Source organism: Hallella sp., from assembly GCF_037460745.1.
GTDB classification, from domain to species: domain Bacteria; phylum Bacteroidota; class Bacteroidia; order Bacteroidales; family Bacteroidaceae; genus Prevotella; species Prevotella faecis.
In genome coordinates, this window is sequence record NZ_JAXVAE010000151.1 from 1 (window position 1) to 15,281 (window position 15,281).

The following is a 15,281-nucleotide window of genomic DNA, read 5'->3' on the forward strand; positions in this document are numbered from 1 at the left end:
AATACTATAGGTAAAAAATGCGCAGGATTTTAAAGCGATTTTGAACACCCTACCCGAAGGGGCATAAGCTCATAGCCCGGGGCATCGCCCTGGGTGGCCATTGGTTTTACATACGCCCTGAAGGGGGCGCAAGCCACACGTCGCATTACACCGCAGGGCGTTCCGCGTTTCCACGTTTCCATTTTTCGGCCTTAAGGTCGTCCTCATGTTGAACAGCCGAATGGCCATTCGGGCACCCGGCATTGAGAATCGTTCGGGCATCCGGCACTTGGCATTGAGAGTCGCCCCCCCGTTATTCATAGACCTCGTCGATCTCGTTGGGCTCGGTGGTCATATCCTCGTGCCCACAAGGATTGAAGTCCTCGGGCACATCAAACACGGCCGTGGAATCGTAGGGCAGGCTTTGGTCACGGTAGACCTTCTTCATGAAATAAGCCCAGATGGGCAACGCCATCGTGGCGCCCTGCCCCATGCGCATGTTGTCGAAGTGGATGTCGCGGTCCTCTCCGCCAACCCACACGCCACTCACCAGCTGGGGCGTGAAGCCCATGAACCACGCGTCGGAGTTGCGGTTGGTAGTACCCGTCTTGCCGCCAATCTCTCCTGGGATGTGGTAGCGGAACCGCAATCGACCCGCCGTTCCCTCGTCGACAACGGCCATCAGCTCCACCAGCATCTTGTAGGCGCTCGCAGAACTGATCACCTCGTTCATGCGAGGCTGGAACTCGGCCACCACATTGCCCTCATTGTCCTCGATCTTCGTAACAAACATCGGGGCGATGCGGATGCCATTGTTGGCAAACGTGGTGTAGGCGCTCACCATCTCGCCCACCGACACCTCGCAGGGACCAAGGCAGAGCGACATGGAAGGATAGATGTCGGGGTTGTTGATGCCAAACTTATGCAGGATGTTGACAAACTGCCGGGGGTTCAGGCGGCTCATGAGATAGGCCGATATCCAGTTGTTGGATTGCGCCAATCCCCATTTCAGCGTCACCATCTGGCCATACCGCCTGCGGTTGGCGTTGCGTGGGGTCCACGGCTTTCCGCCCACCATATAGGTCTGCTGCACGTTGGGCGCCCTGTCGCATGGCGACGCGCCGTTCTCCATGGCGAGCGAATAGAGGAAGGGCTTGATGGTCGATCCCACCTGTCGGCGACCACCCATAACCATGTCGTACTGGAAATGCTCAAAGTCGATGCCGCCAACATACGCCTTCACATGCCCGTTGTGGGCGTCCATGCTGAGGAAGCCGGCCCTGAGGAACGACTTGTAGTAGCGTATGGAATCGAGCGGTGTCATCACCGTGTCGATGTCGCCATGATAGGTAAACACCGTCATGTCGACAGGCGTGCGGAACGACCGTTCAATCTCCTCGGCCGAGCAGCCGCTCTCCTGCATCACCCGGTAGCGCTCGCTCTGCCTCACGGCACGGTTCATGATCTGCTTCACCTGGGCGGGCGTGAGGTCCTCGGTAAATGGCGCGTTGGGCTTTGCCTTGTTCTCCTTATTAAATATAGGTTGGAGGTAGCGGGCCACATGGCCATAGACCGACTCCTCGGCATACTGCTGCATCTTGTAGTCGATGGTGGTGTGGATCTTCAATCCATCGGTATAGATGTTGTAGAACGTGCCATCCTTCTTCGTGTTTTTCTTGCACCAACCGCACAAAGGGTCTGTGGCAAAGGCTATTGAGTCGATCACAAACTGCCTGTAGTTCCACGAGGGATAGTTCTTCCGCTCGGGCCGCTCCATCATCATATACTGTCTGAGGTACTCGCGGAAATACACCGCCACACCATCCTTGTGGTCGGCCCTGTGGAAATGGAGCTCGATGGGCTGCGCGCCATACTCGCGCCCCTCGGCCTGCGACAGGTAGCCAGCCTTCACCATCTGCGCCAGCACCACATTGCGGCGCTCCTTGCAGCGCTCGGGATAGCGCACGGGATTGAAGAGCGACGGGTTCTTGCAGAGGCCGATGAGCAAGGCCGCCTCGTTGACCGTGAGGTCCTTGGGCTCCTTATTAAAATAGGTGTTGGCGGCCGTCTTGATGCCCACGGCGCCATGAAGGAAATCAAAATAGTTGAGGTATAGCGCAATGATCTCCTCCTTGGTGAAATTGCGCTCCAGCTTGATGGCCGTCACCCACTCTATGGGCTTCTGCAACATGCGCTCGACGCTCGAGCTGGCCGGAGCCGAATACAACTGCTTGGCCAACTGCTGCGTGATGGTGCTGCCACCACCCGCGCTCTCATGGCCCAGCAGGCCACGCTTCACGATGGCACGGCCCAGGGCGATGAAATCGATGCCCGAATGTTCATAGAACCTCACATCCTCGGTGGCCACAAGGGCGTGGACGAGGTGGGGCGACAACTTGGAGAACGACACCGGTATGCGGTTGGCCTTGTCGGCATTGTAGGTGCCCAGCACCTTGCCGTCCTCCGAATAGACCAGCGAGGCCGACTTGCTGATGGGGTTCTGCAGGTTCTCAATGTCGGGCGAATAGCCCACCACCCCAAACCAAATGAGGAAAAACAACAAGGTGGTGGTGCCCACCAACAGCCCCAGCACTAACCATAATATATGAATGAACTTCTTTCTCATCTTGGAAAATCACATTATTTTTGCAAAAATACAATTTTTCTTCAAAAACTCATGCACAAATGAAAAAATATAATTAACTTAGCAGTCGAAAACGCAACCATCAATTAAGACAAAATGGAAAAACATGACTTTGTGACCATTGCTGACCTCTCCAAGGAGAAAATAGAGTATTTGCTTGGAATGGCGCAAGAATTTGAAAAGCACCCTAACAGAGAAATTCTGAAGGGCAAGGTTGTGGCCACACTCTTCTTCGAGCCATCCACTCGAACACAACTCAGTTTCCAAACAGCAGCCAATCGCCTTGGCGCAAGAGTCATAGGCTTCGCCGACGCCAAGACATCAAGCACCACCAAGGGAGAGACCCTGAAAGACACCATCCTCATGGTGAGCAACTACGCCGACGTGATCGTGATGCGTCACTTCATCGAGGGTGCGGCACAATACGCCAGCGAGGTGGCACCCGTGCCCATCATCAACGCAGGCGACGGAGCACACATGCACCCATCGCAATGCATGCTCGACCTCTACTCGATCTACAAGACGCAGGGCACATTGGAAAACCTGAACATCTACCTCGTGGGCGACCTCAAGTACGGACGAACCGTACACTCGCTCATCATGGCCATGCGACACTTCCACCCCACCTTCCATTTCATAGCGCCCGAGGAGCTCGCCATGCCCGACGAGTATAAGCTCTATTGCGACAAGCACGGCATAGAATACCACGAGCACACAGCCTTCGACGAGGAAGTGATTGCCAACGCCGACATCCTGTACATGACACGTGTGCAGAAAGAGCGCTTCTCCGACCTCATGGAATATGAGCGAGTGAAGAACGTGTATATCCTGCGCAACAACATGCTGGCCAACGCAAAGCCCAATATGAAGATATTGCACCCGCTGCCACGCGTGAACGAGATAGCCTACGACGTGGACGACAACCCCCACGCCTACTACATCCAGCAAGCCAAGAACGGACTGTTCGCACGCGAAGCGCTCTTCTGCTACTGCCTGGGAATCAGCCTGGACGACGTGAAGAACGACACGACCATCATCGGCGAGTGAAAACAATGAGCACCAACGTAAAAAACGAAAACATCATGGGAAAGAAAGAATTGCAGGTGGCGGCCATCGAGAACGGAACCGTCATCGACCACATACCCGCCGAGAAAACCTACCAAGTGGCACGCTTGCTCGACCTCGACCACCTCGACGCGCAAATAACCATCGGATACAACCTGCCGTCGAAGAAGATCGGAAAGAAAGGAATCATCAAAATCGCCAACAAATATTTCACCGACGAGGAAATCAACCAGCTATCGGTCATCGCGCCAAAGATCGTGCTCAACGTCATCAAAAACTACGAGGTGGTGGACAAGCGAACCATCGACACCCCCGACGAGCTACACGGAATTGTGAAATGCAACAACCCCAAGTGCATCACAAACAATGAGCCCATGTCGACCTTCTTCACCATCGTCGACAAAAGCAAGGGCATACTCAAATGCCACTATTGCGACAAGGAGCAGGACATGAACAAGGTGGAACTGGTGTGAACCCTCGTGTGAACAAACAGAATAGCAATCATTAAAACTCATTATTAACCCCAAAATCATTACCAATGGAAAGAGACACAGAAATTTTCAGCCTCATTGAGCAAGAGCACCAGCGCCAGCTTAGAGGCATGGAATTAATTGCGTCAGAAAACTTCGTGAGCGACCAGGTGATGGCTGCCATGGGCAGCTACCTCACAAACAAGTACGCCGAGGGTTATCCTGGAAAGCGCTACTATGGCGGATGCCAGATCGTAGACCAAGTGGAGACACTCGCCATCGAACGCATCAAGAAGGTGTTCGACGCCGAGTATGCCAACGTGCAGCCCCACTCTGGCGCACAGGCCAACCAGGCCGTGCTGCTCGCCGTTTTGAAGCCAGGCGACACCTTCATGGGTCTCGACCTCGACCAGGGCGGCCACCTCTCACACGGAAGTAGCGTCAACACATCAGGTATACTCTATCATCAGGTGGGCTACACGCTGAACCGCGAGACGGGCCGCGTGGACTACGACGAGATGGAACGCCTCGCCCTGGAGAACAAGCCTAAGCTCATCATCGGTGGCGGATCGGCCTACAGCCGCGAGTGGGACTACGAGCGCATGCGCAAGATCGCCGACGAGGTGGGAGCCATCTTCATGGTCGACATGGCTCACCCCGCAGGTCTCATCGCCGCCGGATTGCTCAAGAACCCCGTGAAATATGCACACATCGTAACCACCACCACCCACAAGACGCTGCGCGGTCCGCGCGGTGGCGTCATCCTGATGGGTAAGGACTTCGACAACCCATGGGGCCTGACCACCAAGAAGGGCGTGGTCAAGCCTATGAGCATGCTGCTCAACAGCGCCGTATTCCCCGGAAACCAGGGTGGACCGTTGGAGCACGTCATCGCCGCCAAGGCCGTGGCTTTCGGCGAGAACCTGCAGCCGTCGTGGGTCGACTACGCCACCCAGGTGAAGAAGAACGCCGCCGTATTGGCACAAGACCTCATCGACAGAGGTTACGACATTGTGAGCGGTGGTACCGACAACCACTCCATGCTGCTCGACCTGCGCCCCAAGTATCCCGAGCTCACGGGCAAGGTGGCCGAGAACGCCCTCGTGGCAGCCGACATCACCGTGAACAAGAACAAGGTTCCTTACGACGAGCGTAGCGCATTCCAGACCTCTGGCATCCGCCTCGGCACAGCAGCCATGACAACACGTGGCGCCAAGGAAGACCTCATGCATCTCGTAGCAAGCCTCATCGACGAGGTGCTGGCCGACCCCGAGAACGAACAGGTCATCAAGCGCGTAAGAGAGAAAGTGAACGAGACCATGAAGGACTATCCGTTGTTTGCCTACTAATCCAAGCAAAGACGCATACGCCTGAACAAGACAACACCTGCTGGGGAAGATTCTACAACCCCAGCAGGGTTTTATTTAACCCCAAAATCCAACCCCAAGATTCAAGCAGGAATCCAACATTGGGATTCAAGCAGAAATCCGACATTGGCGTTCAAGGCAAATCCAAGATTAGGATTTTCAAGCCCCATTCGGGCATGAGCATCCTACGCAGAAACGTGTTTGATGAGGGGAAATATAGCAAGAACCCAACCTTCTCACCCATTTGTGTTTTGAAAAGACTGTACCCTTTCTTCATCGCCCTACTCTGTTCCATGGGAACCATGGCGCAGACACCCATCGCCAACCGCGTAAAAGCCGTGGCCAAGAGGTTGCCAGGACAGGCACAGATCGTTGCAAAATACACCGACAACCGACGCCATTGCCTCTACTACACCTTGCGCGACAGGCTCCTGCGCTACGACGTGAGGACCAACCGACGCGAGGAGGTGACGTTTTCCTCACGCCCCTACGCTTCCATCATTGCCACTTGGATGAGCGATGACAAAAACACATTCTTCATTGCCATCGACAAAAAGGGGCTGGTACCCTCCTATCTCGAAAACGGACAGGAGCTGTGGATGTATGATTCGAAAACAAGGAAAACGAAGTTTATAGGCGAGGGATTCTCCATCTCCCATAAACACAACAGGATCACCATCAAGCGTGCCTCGAGATGCATCAACCCATCGGCAGCACAAAGCCAACAACATTGGATGATACGCGACCACCAATTCGACAACGAGGGTACGCCGTTGGGAAAGAGCGAGGAGTATAAGATGAGATAAGGGCGGAAAAGCCCCTATCCCCACGGCGTCACCGGACCGTGATATGGAAGCAGCCTTGCTTCACCTCATACTTAACGTAGCAACGACCCTTCTCGCGCATATCGCGCAACACCTCCGACAACACCCATTTCAACGTGTCGTTGCGAACCGCACGGCGCTGCTCACCAGGAGCCTCAACCGTCTTGTAACGGTTGTAGCACACATCAAACGTGGTGCCATACAGGTGGCAACTGTTTTGCGTGGCATTGCCATTGCGACCCCGGAGCGTCTCCACATCGGCCTTCGAACGAAGCACGCTGGTAACAATCAGCTTATGCAACGGAACACCTTTCATCTGCAAACTGTCGAAGAAAGCCTGGCCGATGTCTTGCAACAACACCGACGCACGCGGCACCAAATAAGGAATGCTATTGCGCAACCGATCCACATAGAAATACATGTTGCCGCCTACAAAGACCAGTTCCGACTTGCGGTTCTCGGCGTCCTCGCGGTCGACCACCGGTTTCACACCATGCTTCTGGGCGGCCTCAAGCTGCACATCGTTCTGGTCGGGAAACGACACCTGGAACCCCGGCACACTAAAAATGCGGTTCTTGGCAAGCGTTCCGTCGGCCCTGAAGAAGCGCGAGCGAAGCTTTGCAGAATCGCTCAAACAATAATCATCAACACATTGCACATCAACCGATTGAATGCTATCGGACGAAACGCCATTCGCCACTTTTCCGTCTGCCACTTGAGCTTCGCACGAATCGGCAACCGATGGGCTCGGCGCATCGTGCGACAAATCGTTAGCCACCGACGGAAAAGCACAACGCACCAACGCCAACACACAGGTGGCGCCCAAAAAAGAAAGGATGTATCTTGATTTGCTAATTTTCATTTCACCTGCAAAATTAGCACAAATAGGAAAAATGGCAAAACAAAGGCTTATAAAATATTCGTTCCGAACACTTAATTTTTATATTTTTAGAATGATATCTCACATATTTATCGTAATTTTGCAACATATTATACACAACAAAAAGAACTAAGGTATTGACAGAGAAACATATAGTACTTGAGGACATCGACCCCGTTGTGTTTTACGGCGTCAACAATGGTCACCTCCAAATGGTTAAGTCGCTCTACCCCAAATTGCGCATCGTAGCTCGCGACAACGTGATTCGCGTGCTGGGCGACGAGGACGAGATGGCCAAGGTGGAGATGGATCTCGAAGCCATGCGCCGACACGTGGTGAAATACAACACCATCAACGACGAAGATATCCTCGACATCATAAAAGGACAACCCACAAAGGCCGATAGCGTCAAGGGCGTACTGGTTTATAGCGTAAGCGGAAGGCCCATCAAAAGCCGGTCGGAGAACCAGCAGCGACTCATCGACGCGTTCAACAAGAACGACATGACATTCGCCGTGGGACCGGCCGGATCGGGAAAGACCTACCTGAGCATTGCCCTCGCCGTAAAGGCCCTGAAGGAGAAAGCGGTGAAGAAAATCATACTGAGCCGACCCGCAGTAGAGGCCGGCGAGAAACTGGGATTCCTGCCCGGCGACATGAAGGACAAGATAGACCCCTACCTCCAACCGCTCTACGACGCCCTGGAGGACATGCTGCCGGCAAGCCGGCTGCAAGACATGATGGACAAGCACGTCATACAGATCGCACCCCTCGCTTTCATGCGCGGACGAACGCTCAGCGACGCCATTGTCATCCTCGACGAGGCACAGAACACCACGCCCGCACAAATCAGGATGTTCCTCACGCGCATGGGATGGAACACGAAGATGATCATCACAGGCGACATGACACAGATCGACCTGCCTAGAGGACAGAAGAGCGGACTAAAAGAGGCGCTCGAAATTCTCTCGGACATAGAGGGTATATCGGTGGTCAACCTAACGCAAAAGGACATTGTGCGCCACAAGTTGGTGACACGCATCGTAGACGCCTACGCCGACTACGACAAGCAGGCCGACAGCAAGGCCACCAGCGGCTCGCACCACAGAAGCACGCAGGAAACAAACGCAGACACAAGGATTTAAAGATTATAAATAATTTATCATGAAGGCATTAACTAGTACCGATTTCCATTTTGATGGACAGAAGAGTGTTTACCACGGAAAAGTGCGCGACGTTTACGACATCAACGACGACCTCATCGTGATGGTGGCCACCGACCGCATCTCCGCATTCGACGTTGTGTTGCCAAAGGGCATCCCCTTCAAGGGACAAGTGCTCAACCAGATTGCCGCAAAGTTCCTCGACTCAACAAGCGACATCTGCCCCAACTGGAAGCTGGCCACACCCGACCCCATGGTGACCGTGGGCCTCAAGTGCGAGGGATTCCGCGTGGAGATGATCATTCGCTCCATCCTCACCGGCTCGGCATGGAGAGCCTATAAGGACGGATGCCGCGAGCTCTGCGGCGTGAAGCTGCCCGACGGAATGCGCGAGAACGAGCGCTTCCCAGAGCCCATCATCACTCCCACAACCAAGGCCGACGAGGGCCACGACATGAACATCTCACGCGAGGAGATCATCAAGCAGGGCATCGTGTCGGCAGAGGACTATGCCGTCATTGAGGACTGGACACGCAAGCTCTTCGCACGCGGTCAGGAGATCGCCGCCAAGCGCGGACTCATCCTCGTTGACACCAAGTACGAGTTTGGAAAACGCAACGGACAGATCTACCTCATCGACGAGATCCACACGCCCGACTCAAGCCGCTACTTCTACGCAGACGGCTACGAGGAGAAACTGGAGAAGGGGCTGCCCCAGCGCCAGCTGTCGAAGGAGTTTGTGCGCCAATGGCTTATCGAGCGTGGCTTCATGAACCAGCCCGGAGAGAAAATGCCAGAGATCACCGACGAGTACGCCCAGCAGGTGTCAGACAGATACGTGGAGCTCTACGAGCATATCACGGGCGAGAAGTTTGACCAAGCTGCCGAGGAGGGCGACATCGCCGCACGCATCGAGAAGAACGTCAGCGAATACCTGGCTTCGAGACAATAAGCACGAATGTACAAGCAAGAAGAGATAAAGCCCTACGGAAAGCAGGGCGCTAAGGAAAAATTGGTGGAGGAGATGTTCGACAACATCGCCCCCACCTACGACACGCTCAACCACCGCCTATCGTGGAACATCGACAAGGGATGGAGAAGAAGCGCCATCAGACAGTTGGCGCCCGGAAAACCCAAGCGCATACTCGACATAGCCACCGGAACGGGCGACTTCGCCATCTTGGCAGCCCAAGCGCTCTGCCCCGAAAAGATCGTCGGCATCGACATATCCGAGGGTATGCTGAAAGTGGCAAGGGAGAAGGTGAAGCACGCACATCTGGAGGGAAAGGTCGAAATGAGGAAGGAAGACTGCTTGGCCATGTCGTTCCCCGACAACACGTTCGACGCCGCCACATCGGCCTTCGGCATACGCAACTTCCAAGACCTCGACAAGGGATTGGCGGAGATTTGCCGAGTGATGAAGCCCGGAGGGCAGCTGAGCCTGGTGGAGCTCACCACACCCGTGTCGTTCCCCATGAAGCAGCTCTTCAAGATATATTCGCACACCATCCTCCCCGTCTACGGAAAACTGATCTCGAAAGACAAGGGAGCATACCAATACCTCACTGCATCCATTGAGGCATTCCCACAAGGAGAACAAATGGTGGGAATACTCAAGAAGGCAGGCTTCTCACAAGCTTCGTTCCGAAGATTGACCTTTGGCATCTGCACCATGTATTATGCTCAAAAATAATTCTGACTATGGACAAATACGGTTTAATCGGCTACCCCTTGGGCCACTCGTTCTCCATCGGATACTTCAACGAGAAGTTTGAAAACGAGGGCATCAACGCCACCTACGAGAATTTTGAGATTCCGTCGATCGACGGATTGCCTGAAATCCTTGACTCAAACCCCAACCTGCGAGGGCTTAACGTCACCATTCCCTATAAAGAAAAGGTGATAGGGTTTCTCGATGCGCTAAGCAAAGACGCAAGGGAGATAGGGGCGGTAAACGTCATCAGGGTGACGCACAAGGGAAGCAAAACCATCCTAAAAGGATTCAACAGCGACGTCATCGGATTCACGCAAAGCATCGAGCCGCTGCTTGAGCGATTCCACAAGAAGGCGCTCGTGCTGGGAACAGGCGGAGCGTCGAAAGCCATTGAGTATGGCCTGAGAAAGCTCGGACTGGAAACCTTGAAGGTGAGCCGAACCGAAAAGCCAGGAACAACACAATACAGCAAAATCACGCCAGAAACCATTAAGGAATACAATGTGATCGTAAACTGCACGCCCATCGGCATGTACCCGCACGCCGACGAATGTCCCAACCTCCCCTATGAGGCCATGGACGGGCATACGTTGCTCTACGACCTCATATACAACCCCGACGAAACCTTATTCATGAAAAGGGGAAAGGCTCACGGAGCCATCGTCAAGAACGGACTGGAGATGCTGTTGCTCCAAGCCTTCGCCAGTTGGGAGTTTTGGAACAGCAAAGAATAATCACCATTAACACATCCATCAACCATGAACAACCGATACATGATGCGTGGCGTCAGCGCCGCTAAGGAAGACGTGCACAACGCCATCAAAAACATAGACAAGGGCCTCTTTCCACAGGCCTTCTGCAAAATCATACCCGATATTCTGGGCGGCGACCCCGACTACTGCAACATCATGCACGCAGACGGGGCTGGCACCAAGTCGTCGCTCGCTTATATGTATTGGAAAGAAACCGGTGACCTGAGCGTATGGAAAGGCATCGCACAAGACGCCATCGTGATGAACACCGACGACCTGCTCTGTGTGGGAGCCGTCGACAACATCCTCCTGTCGAGCACCATCGGTAGAAACAAGATGCTCGTACCCGGAGAGGTCATCAGCGAAATCATCAATGGAACAGATAGCTTCCTTGAGGAAATGCGCCAACTGGGAGTGGGTATATGGCCCACGGGAGGCGAGACGGCCGACGTGGGCGACCTGGTGAGAACCATCATCGTCGACTCTACCGTAACATGCCGCATGAAGCGTAGCGATGTCATCGACAACGCCAACATCAAACCCGGAGACGTCATCGTGGGCCTGAGCTCAACAGGACAGGCCACCTACGAGCACAGATACAACGGAGGTATGGGAAGCAACGGACTGACCAGCGCACGCCATGACGTGTTCGCCAAATACTTGGCGGAGAAATTCCCGGAGAGCTACGACCAAGCCGTCCCCAACGAGCTCGTGTATAGCGGAAAGTATAAGTTGACCGAGAAAATCGAGGGATTGACGGTGGATGCCGGACAGCTGGTGCTCTCACCCACACGCACCTACGCACCGATCATCAGAAAGATATTGGACGAGTTGCATCCTGAGATCCACGGAATGGTGCATTGCACAGGCGGCGCACAGACAAAGGTGCTGCATTTCGTGGGCGAGAACTGCAAGGTCGTCAAGGACAACATGTTCCCCGTCCCCCCACTCTTCCAAATCATCCACGACTGCAGCGGAACCGATTGGAAAGAGATGTACCAGGTGTTCAACATGGGCCACAGAATGGAAATCTACGTCAAGCCGGAGTTTGCCGACCAGGTGATAGCCATCAGCAAGAGCTTTGGCGTCGACGCACAGGTGGTGGGACGCATCGAGGAAGGCACACGCTCATTGACCATCAAGAGCGAATATGGCGAGTTCAATTATTAATTAAAAAAGGAAAACCACCCATTCGTTTTATCCGACCAAACTGAAACATGGCAGACAACAACAAGATACTGGAAAAACTTGAAGGCTTGGTAAGTCGATACGAGGAGGTAAGCACGCTGATTACCGACCCGGCGGTCATTGCCGACCAGCAACGATACGTCAAGCTGACAAAGGAATACAAAGACCTCGACGACATCATGGACGCCAGAGGGCGTTACATAGCATGCCTGAACGCAATCAAGGAAGCTAAGGACATATTGGCCAACGAAAGCGATCCCGACATGAAGGCTATGGCTCGAGAGGAACTGCAAGAGAACGAGAGCCTGCAACCCAAACTGGAAGAGGAAATCAAACTCGACTTGGTGCCCAAGGATCCCGAGGACGCCAAGAATGTGCAGATGGAAATTCGCGCGGGAACAGGCGGCGACGAAGCTGCCCTCTTCGCAGGCGACCTCTTTAATATGTATAAGCGCTATTGCGAGAAGAAGGGATGGACAGTGAGCGTAACAGATGCCAACGAAGGCGCTGTTGGCGGATACAAGGAGATCGACTTCGCCGTAACTGGCGACAACGTTTATGGCATCCTCAAGTATGAGTCGGGCGTGCACCGTGTGCAACGAGTGCCGGCCACGGAGACCCAAGGACGCATGCATACCAGCGCGGCCACGGTAGCCGTATTGCCCGAGGCGGAGAAGTTTGAGGTGCACATCAACGAGGGCGACATCAAGTGGGACACATTCCGTTCCAGCGGAGCCGGTGGACAGAACGTCAACAAGGTTAGCTCGGGCGTCCGCTTGCGCTATCCCTGGAAGAATCCTGAGACGGGCGAAGTGGAGGAAATCCTCATCGAATGTACCGAAACGCGCGACCAGCCCAAGAACAAGGAACGAGCCCTAAGCCGTCTGTACACATACATCTACGACCATGAGCATAAGAAGTACATGGACGACATCTCAAGCCGACGCCGCTCATTGGTGTCGACGGGCGACCGAAGCGCCAAGATCAGAACCTACAACTTCCCACAGGGCCGTGTAACCGACCACAGAATCGGATACACCACACACGACCTGCAAGGATTCTTGGCGGGCGACATCCAAGACATGATCGACGCCTTGATCGTTGTGGAGAACGCCGAGAAACTGAAAGAAAACGAATTATAGACCCAATACCATGAACAGACAACAAATCATAGAGCAGATCTTCAGCAAGAAGACTTTCTTATGCGTGGGACTCGACACAGACCTTCGCAAGATCCCACAGTTCCTGCTGAAAGAGGAAGACCCCGCATTCGAGTTCAACAAGCAAATCATCGATGCGACGGCCCCCTACTGTATGGCTTACAAGCCCAACCTCGCATTCTACGAGAGCATGGGGCTCAAGGGCATAGCCACCTTCGAGAAGACCATCAATTATCTCAAGGAAAACTACCCCAACCACTTCATCATCGCCGACGCCAAGCGTGGTGACATTGGCAACACATCGAACATGTACGCCAAGAGCTTTTTCGAGGATTTCGGTGTCCACTCGCTGACCATCGCCCCCTATATGGGCGAGGACAGCGTCAAGCCGTTCTTGGCTTACCAGGGAAAATGGGTCATCTTGCTTGCACTCACGTCAAACGCAGGATCGGCCGACTTCCAACTGACCGAGGATGCACATGGCGAGCGCCTCTTCGAGAAGGTGCTTAGGAAAAGCACCGAGTGGGGCGACAAAAACAACATGATGTATGTGGTGGGCGCCACACAAGGCAAGATGTTTGAGGACATCCGAAAAATTGTGCCCGACCACTTCCTGCTGGTTCCAGGTGTTGGCGCTCAAGGCGGAAGCTTGCAAGAGGTTTGCAAATACGGAATGACCAAGGAGTGCGGACTGATCGTCAACTCAAGCCGTGGCATCATCTACGCAAGCCAAGGTGAAGACTTCGCCCAGGCGGCAGCAGAAAAGGCCAAAGCCCTGCAACAGGAAATGGCCATCGAACTGGAAAAGATCTAAGCCCCATGGGGCATCGGATTTGGATGAGATCAACCCGTATTTTCAATTCACATAAGGCGCGCAATTGTGCAATTGCGCGCCTTTACTAATTAAAAACCCAAATATTAATCGAGTTTTTCCTCTTTTTTAAATATTAATTACTATATTTGCAGAAATATTTCAATCAAAACTAAAAATGGAATTCTCTGCAAAGCAAATAGCCCAGTTCATCGGAGGAAAAATCGAGGGCGACGAAAACGCGAAGGTTCACACTTTTGCGAAGATTGAGGAAGGCGTGCCCGGAGCCATTTCTTTTTTGGCTAACGGCAAGTATGCTCATTACCTCGACGATACACAGTCAAGCATTGTCCTGATCGACGAGAGCATCAACCTTGAAAAAGCCGTAAAGCCTACTCTTATCAGAGTGAAAAACGCACGCGACTGTGTGGCTAAGCTGTTACAGATGTACGAGGCTGCCAAACCCAAAAAGACTGGCATAGACAAATTGGCATTCATCTCTCCCAAGGCCACAATAGGCAAGGATGTGTATGTGGGAGCTTTCGCATACATCGGCGACGGAGTGGAGATTGGCGACGGATGCCAAATCTATCCCCATGCCGTTATCGGCGACAACGTGAAAGTGGGCGAGCAATGCATCATATACCCAAACACCACCATTTACTACGGGTGTAAGTTGGGAAACCGAGTAATCATCCATGCAGGAACCGTCATCGGATCAGATGGATTTGGATTTGCACCTAACATGGAAACCGGACAATACGATAAGATTCCGCAGATTGGCATCGTAACCATTGAGGACGATGTGGAAATCGGCGCCAATTCTTGCGTAGACCGTTCAACCATGGGCTCAACCTACGTGCGCAAGGGCGTGAAGCTCGACAACCTTGTGCAAATTGCACACAACACCGACATCGGAAAGAACACCGTCATGTCAGCCCAGGTTGGCGTGGCAGGATCCACAAAGGTTGGAGAGTGGTGTATGTTTGGAGGACAAGTGGGTATCGCCGGACATATCCAAATTGGCGACAAGGTGTTCTTGGGCGCACAATCAGGAGTGCCCGGCTCATTGGAGAGCAACCAGACGCTCATCGGTACGCCTCCCATGCAGAAGCTGCCCTATTTCAAGAGTCAAGCCATCTTCCAGCGCTTGCCTGAGATGTACAAGCAACTGACGGCTTTGCAGAAAGAAGTCGAACAATTAAAGAAAAAATAGTACTGATGCGATAAAATCGCATAGTTATTAAAATTCATCAAATAAAGT

The 15,281-nt window shown here is 53.4% G+C and carries 14 protein-coding genes; 12 read left to right on the forward strand and 2 right to left on the reverse strand.

Annotated elements, in window-relative coordinates; genetic code table 11:
• Nucleotides 1-292: 292 nt before the first annotated feature.
• Nucleotides 293-2,605 carry a transglycosylase domain-containing protein gene (locus WKK33_RS10135; RefSeq protein WP_215760486.1) on the reverse strand — a complete coding sequence of 771 codons (2,313 nt, stop codon included), beginning with the start codon at nt 2,603-2,605 and terminating at the stop codon, nt 293-295.
• 114 nt (nt 2,606-2,719) lie between these two features.
• Between WKK33_RS10135 and pyrB the strand changes: the two genes are divergently transcribed.
• From pyrB to WKK33_RS10155, 4 genes are all read left to right on the forward strand, one after another.
• The gene (gene pyrB / locus WKK33_RS10140) at nt 2,720-3,670 is read left to right on the forward strand and encodes an aspartate carbamoyltransferase (protein ID WP_337468622.1); all 951 of its coding nucleotides are present in this window, start codon (nt 2,720-2,722) and stop codon (nt 3,668-3,670) included.
• A gap of 35 nt (nt 3,671-3,705) precedes the next feature.
• Nucleotides 3,706-4,161: an aspartate carbamoyltransferase regulatory subunit gene (gene pyrI, locus WKK33_RS10145; RefSeq protein ID WP_215760484.1), complete on the forward strand. Its 456-nt coding sequence runs from the start codon at nt 3,706-3,708 to the stop codon at nt 4,159-4,161.
• A gap of 65 nt (nt 4,162-4,226) precedes the next feature.
• Complete coding sequence (gene glyA, locus WKK33_RS10150) at nt 4,227-5,507, forward strand: serine hydroxymethyltransferase (RefSeq protein WP_215760483.1); 1,281 nt, start codon at nt 4,227-4,229, stop codon at nt 5,505-5,507.
• A 269-nt stretch (nt 5,508-5,776) separates the two neighbouring features.
• A complete protein-coding gene (locus tag WKK33_RS10155) occupies nt 5,777-6,331 on the forward strand; it encodes a hypothetical protein (protein ID WP_337933700.1) in 555 nt (184 codons plus the stop codon).
• Nucleotides 6,332-6,359: 28 nt separating this feature from the next.
• On the opposite strand, the gene WKK33_RS10160 is transcribed toward WKK33_RS10155, so the two are convergent.
• Complete coding sequence (locus WKK33_RS10160) at nt 6,360-7,211, reverse strand: DUF5715 family protein (RefSeq protein WP_337933702.1); 852 nt, start codon at nt 7,209-7,211, stop codon at nt 6,360-6,362.
• A 155-nt stretch (nt 7,212-7,366) separates the two neighbouring features.
• Here WKK33_RS10160 and WKK33_RS10165 point away from each other — a divergent pair, with 155 nt between their 5' ends.
• From WKK33_RS10165 to lpxD, 8 genes are all read left to right on the forward strand, one after another.
• The gene (locus WKK33_RS10165) at nt 7,367-8,374 is read left to right on the forward strand and encodes a PhoH family protein (RefSeq protein ID WP_215760480.1); all 1,008 of its coding nucleotides are present in this window, start codon (nt 7,367-7,369) and stop codon (nt 8,372-8,374) included.
• Nucleotides 8,375-8,393: 19 nt separating this feature from the next.
• Nucleotides 8,394-9,344: a phosphoribosylaminoimidazolesuccinocarboxamide synthase gene (locus tag WKK33_RS10170; RefSeq protein WP_337933704.1), complete on the forward strand. Its 951-nt coding sequence runs from the start codon at nt 8,394-8,396 to the stop codon at nt 9,342-9,344.
• 6 nt (nt 9,345-9,350) lie between these two features.
• Nucleotides 9,351-10,085, forward strand: coding sequence for a bifunctional demethylmenaquinone methyltransferase/2-methoxy-6-polyprenyl-1,4-benzoquinol methylase UbiE (ubiE, locus tag WKK33_RS10175; protein ID WP_215760478.1), 735 nt, complete (start codon nt 9,351-9,353; stop codon nt 10,083-10,085).
• Between the two features lie 8 nt (nt 10,086-10,093).
• Nucleotides 10,094-10,840 (forward strand): shikimate dehydrogenase, encoded by a 747-nt coding sequence (locus tag WKK33_RS10180; protein WP_215760477.1) that lies wholly within the window; start codon nt 10,094-10,096, stop codon nt 10,838-10,840.
• 24 nt (nt 10,841-10,864) lie between these two features.
• Nucleotides 10,865-12,028 (forward strand): AIR synthase-related protein, encoded by a 1,164-nt coding sequence (locus WKK33_RS10185; RefSeq protein WP_337933707.1) that lies wholly within the window; start codon nt 10,865-10,867, stop codon nt 12,026-12,028.
• A gap of 47 nt (nt 12,029-12,075) precedes the next feature.
• Nucleotides 12,076-13,188, forward strand: coding sequence for a peptide chain release factor 1 (gene prfA, locus WKK33_RS10190; RefSeq protein ID WP_287768730.1), 1,113 nt, complete (start codon nt 12,076-12,078; stop codon nt 13,186-13,188).
• Between the two features lie 10 nt (nt 13,189-13,198).
• Entirely contained in the window at nt 13,199-14,020 is an 822-nt protein-coding gene (pyrF, locus tag WKK33_RS10195) for an orotidine-5'-phosphate decarboxylase (protein WP_215760474.1), read from the forward strand.
• Between the two features lie 175 nt (nt 14,021-14,195).
• The gene (lpxD, locus tag WKK33_RS10200) at nt 14,196-15,233 is read left to right on the forward strand and encodes a UDP-3-O-(3-hydroxymyristoyl)glucosamine N-acyltransferase (RefSeq protein WP_337933708.1); all 1,038 of its coding nucleotides are present in this window, start codon (nt 14,196-14,198) and stop codon (nt 15,231-15,233) included.
• Nucleotides 15,234-15,281: the final 48 nt, after the last annotated feature.